The following is a 4,060-nucleotide window of genomic DNA, read 5'->3' as shown; positions in this document are numbered from 1 at the left end:
CCAGCTTGATGAGCTTGCCCACCACCTCGGGAACGGTCGCTACGCGTTTTTCGCCGGCGCCTACTTCCTGCGGTACCCCGATCAGCAAAGCCATGAACTCAACTCCTCTCTGTTTTCAATCTTGGAACCGGCCCTCTGCCCCGCCGCCGGCTGGCTCCAGCGCCAAGCGCTGGTTCTCGTCGATTGCGATCCACGCGCCCTCGCGGCCGGCATTGCGGGCCCCGGAAGACAACATATCAATATACGAGCTTGGTGAACGGCGAAACATAGGCCATCAGCGTCACGAGGCCACCGACGAGGACCGCCAACGCTACCGAATGGAAGAAAACGTAGCGCAGGATGTCACCCTCGTGATTGAACCAGCGCGTGGCGGTACTGGCGACGACGATCGACTGCGCGTCGATCATCTTGCCCATTACGCCGCCGGCGCTGTTCGCCGCGGCCATCAGCACCGGATCGAGTCCGAGCTGCTGCGCCGTGACCTTTTGCAGGCCGCCGAAGAGCACGTTCGACGCGGTGTCCGAACCTGTGATCGCCACGCCCAGCCAGCCGAGCAGGGTACCGAACATCGGATAGAAGGGACCCGTCAGCGCGAAGGCCAGCCCCAGCGTCGCATCGAGACCCGAATAGCGGGTCAGGTAGCCGAGCGCCAGCATCAGCACGATGGTCAGCAGCGAGTAGCGCACGCGCCACAGCGTGCGCAGGTAGATACGCAACAGGTCGGCGAACGAGTAGCGCATCAACAGGCCGGCAATCAGGGCGGCGAGCAGGATCCCGGTGCCCGTGGCCGACAGGTAGTTGAAGTTGTAGATCGCTGCTTCCTTGTGCGGCGTCTGTGCCACCGGCGGCACCTTCTCGATCACGTTGTGCAGGCCCTCGAACGGGATCTTGACGACCGAGATGCCGTCGAGCGCCTTCTTGATGTCGGGGACGCCCCAGACGAAGACGAACACCGTTAGGATCGCCCACGGCATCCAGGCGAGCACGATCGCGCGACGGTCCTGTTTGGCGAAGATCGCGGCTGCGGCGTCGGCTTCATGCCCGACCGGCTTCTCGCTTTCAAGGTCGGGTGTGCCCGAGTCCTGCTCATGACCCTTCAGCGCAGTCGAAGTCCAGATCTTCTTCGGCTTCCAGACCTTGAGGAACAGCACCAACGAAACCAGCGACACGATGGCGGCAACGACATCGACCAGCCACGGACCATGGTAGTTCGAGACCAGGAACTGCGAGACCGCGAACGACAGGCCCGCCACCAGGATGGCTGGCCAGACTTCCATCATGGCCTTGAACCCGGCGAACGCCCAAATCAGCCAGAAGGGCACCAGCAGGGAGAAGAACGGCAACTGGCGGCCGATCATCCCCGACAGTTGCAGCAGATCCAGCCCGGTGACGGCCGACAAGGCGATGACCGGCGTGCCCAGGGCGCCGTAGGCCACCGGCGCGGTATTCGCGATCAAGGACAGGCCCGAAGCTGCCAGCGGCTTAAACCCCAAGCCAATCAGCAGCGCGGCCGTGACGGCCACCGGTGTGCCGAAACCCGCTGCGCCCTCGAAGAATGCGCCGAACGCGAACGCGATCAGCAGCAACTGCAGTCGTCGGTCATCGGTAATGTTCGACAGACTGTTCTGCAGCACTTTGAACGAACCATCCTCCTCGGTCAGTTGGTGCAGGAAGATGATGTTCAAGACGATCCAGCCAATCGGCAGCAGCCCGAACGCGGCGCCGTAACCTGCAGCCAGCGCGGCCACCTTCGCCGGCATGCCGAACACGAAGATCGAGATCACCAGCGCCGAGATCAGGCCCAATCCCGCAGCGTAATGCGCCTTGACGTGCCACAGCCCGAGCAGGGCCATCATGATGATCACGGGGATCGACGCGACCAGGCACGACAATATGATGTTGCCGAACGGATCGTAGTTCTGCTGCCAGATCATGGCGGTTTCCATGCGTGTCTCCTGCTGTGATTTTGTATGAGGATCGCGCCGCCGGTACGCCGGTGCCGATCCGACAGTCCGCGCCGTCAATGCATCAATGTTGTGTGACTTCGAATGGCGTTAGCGAACCGGCCATGTCTGCTCGCGCCCGAGGCGTGGCGGAAAGGCCGGCCGGACCTGCGCTCTCCTGCAGGTCCTGGTCGTTGCGGATCACTGCATGTGCTGGCCGCCATTGATGGCGATGTTGGCGCCGGTCACGAATGCTGCTTCCTCGGATGCCAAGTAGATGATGAGGCCCGCCACTTCCTCTGGCTTGCCCAGGCGTCCCAGCGGGATCTGCGGCAGGATCTTGGTATCGAGCACTTCCTTCGGGATGGCCGTGACCATTTTCGTGCCGATGTAGCCGGGGGAAATGGTGTTGACCGTGACGTTCTTCCTGGCCACTTCGAGCGCCAGCGCCTTGGTGAAACCGTGCACGCCGGCCTTGGCGGCCGAATAGTTGGTCTGACCGAACGCCCCCTTGCTGCCATTGACCGAGGACACGTTGATGACACGACCCCAGCCGCGCTCAGTCATCCCGTCGACCACCTGCTTGCTCATGTTGAAGAGGCTGTCGAGGTTGGTGCGCAGCACCGCGTCCCAGTTGACCTTATCCATTTTCTTGAAGGTCATGTCGCGGGTGATGCCCGCGTTGTTGACCAGCACGTCGACCTCGCCCAACTGAGCCCGTACCGCAGCCACTGCCTGCGCGCACGAATCGAGGTCGGCCACATCGCAAGGCACAGCGACGATGTCAAAGCCCTTCGCCTTCATGTCCGCCGTCCATTCCGCGTGCTTGGTGTTTCCGGGTGAGTAGGTCACCGCCACCCTGTAGCCGGCCGCAGCCATCTTGGTCGAGATGACTTCGCCCAGACCGCCCATGCCGCCAGTGATCAGTGCCACACGTGAATTGCTCATGCTTGTCTCCTTGATCGAGTGTTAAAGGATCGGGGTTATCGTTCGATCGCCAAGGCCACGCCCATGCCACCGCCGATGCACAGCGAAGCCAGGCCACGTCGCGCGTCGCGGCGAATCATTTCATGGATGAGCGTAACCAGGACACGACATCCCGAAGCACCGATCGGATGGCCGATGGCGATCGCGCCGCCATTGACGTTGATCTTGCTGGTGTCCCAGCCCATCTCCTTATTCACGGCGCAGGCCTGTGCGGCGAAGGCCTCGTTGATCTCCATCAGATCGAGATCGCCGGCCGTCCAGCCGGCCTTCTGCAGACACAGTCGGGAGGCGGGCACCGGGCCCATGCCCATGATCGTGGGATCGAGGCCCGCCGAAGCATAGCCGGCGATGCGGGCCAGCGGCGTGAGGCCGAGTTCCTTCGCCTTGCTCGCGGACATCATCAGCACCGCGGCAGCGCCGTCGTTGATGCCCGAGGCGTTGCCGGCCGTCACCGACCCTGCCTTGTCGAACGCGGGCTTGAGGCCGGCGAGCGATTCGGCCGTCGTGCCGTGCTTGATGAATTCGTCGGTGTCGAACACCACCTTGCCCTTGCGGCTGACGATCTCCACAGGGACGATCTCGTCCTTGAAACGGCCGGCCTTTTGCGCGGCCTCGGCCTTCTGCTGGGATGCAGCGGCGAAGGCATCCTGCTCCTCTCTCGAGATGCCGTATTTTTTGGCAACGTTTTCGGCAGTGGTGCCCATGTGGTAGTGGTTGTAGGCGTCCCACAGGCCGTCGTTGATCATGGTGTCGACCATCTTCCAGTCGCCCATGCGCTGGCCGTCGCGTGAGCCCATCAGGACGTGCGGTGCGGCGCTCATGTTCTCCTGCCCGCCGGCGATGACGATGTCCGCATCGCCGCAGCGGATGGCCTGCGCCGCCAGATGGGTGGCCTTCAGCCCCGAGCCGCACACCTTGCCGACGACGAAAGCCGGCACGCCGATCGGCAGGCCGGCCTTGATGACCGCCTGGCGCGCCGGATTCTGGCCGCCGCCGGCGGTCAGCACCTGGCCGAGGATGACTTCATTGACCATGTCGCCGCTGATGCCGGAGCGGGTAAGCAGGGATTTGATGACGGTGGCACCCAGATCAGGTGCAGCGACTTTTGCGAGGGCACCTCCGAACTTGCC

Annotated in this window: 3 protein-coding genes; all 3 read right to left on the bottom strand. The window is 63.3% G+C overall.

Translation table 11 applies throughout. From position 1 onward, the window contains the following. Nucleotides 1-236: 236 nt before the first annotated feature. On the bottom strand, nt 237-1,946 hold the full coding sequence (locus tag ACE3RX_RS22770) for an L-lactate permease (RefSeq protein WP_374487256.1): 1,710 nt from the start codon (nt 1,944-1,946) through the stop codon (nt 237-239). A gap of 198 nt (nt 1,947-2,144) precedes the next feature. Beyond that, nucleotides 2,145-2,891 carry an acetoacetyl-CoA reductase gene (gene phbB / locus ACE3RX_RS22765; RefSeq protein ID WP_153170222.1) on the bottom strand — a complete coding sequence of 249 codons (747 nt, stop codon included), beginning with the start codon at nt 2,889-2,891 and terminating at the stop codon, nt 2,145-2,147. Between the two features lie 35 nt (nt 2,892-2,926). Beyond that, nucleotides 2,927-4,060: acetyl-CoA C-acetyltransferase (locus ACE3RX_RS22760; protein WP_374487255.1), on the bottom strand; the 1,134-nt coding region annotated here is incomplete at its 5' end.

Origin of the sequence: Zoogloea sp. (genome assembly GCF_041914405.1) — a bacterium.
Lineage (GTDB): Bacteria > Pseudomonadota > Gammaproteobacteria > Burkholderiales > Rhodocyclaceae > Zoogloea.
This window is presented reverse-complemented; position numbering and strand designations above follow the sequence as displayed.

Coding starts and splice junctions, on each gene's coding strand:
- ACE3RX_RS22770 (WP_374487256.1), bottom strand. CDS start 1,946: ATGGAAACCGCCATGATCTGGCAGCAGAACTACGATCCGTTCGGCAAC.
- phbB (WP_153170222.1), bottom strand. CDS start 2,891: ATGAGCAATTCACGTGTGGCACTGATCACTGGCGGCATGGGCGGTCTG.